1 protein-coding gene is annotated in these 276 nt (G+C 34.4%); it reads left to right on the top strand.

What is annotated here, in order from left to right; translation table 11 throughout:
* On the top strand, positions 1-262 hold a 262-nt coding region (gene flgB / locus F1003_RS18660), incomplete at its 5' end, for a flagellar basal body rod protein FlgB (protein ID WP_155090353.1).
* Positions 263-276: the final 14 nt, after the last annotated feature.

Below are 276 nucleotides of genomic sequence, written 5' to 3'. Positions count from 1 at the left end.
TTTCCAAAATTTATTAGATCAAGAATCCTCGCGTCTTGAAGCGATAAAAACAGACTATCGTCATGTTGATTTTTCTGATACTGATTCGAATTATTCAATTGTTGCGAGTGGAGATACATCGTATCAGCAAAATGGAAACAATGTCGATATTGACAAAGAGATGACAGAATTGGCGCAAAATCAAATCAACTATCAAGCATTGGTTGAAAGAATGAACGGTAAATTTAATTCACTGAAGACCGTATTAACAGGAGGAAAATGATGACAGCTTTTCAT

Origin of the sequence: Winogradskyella ouciana, assembly GCF_009709615.1 — a bacterium.
GTDB lineage: Bacteria > Bacteroidota > Bacteroidia > Flavobacteriales > Flavobacteriaceae > Winogradskyella > Winogradskyella ouciana.
The sequence above is the reverse complement of the archived record's forward strand: the minus strand, read 5'-3'. Positions and strand labels throughout refer to the sequence as shown.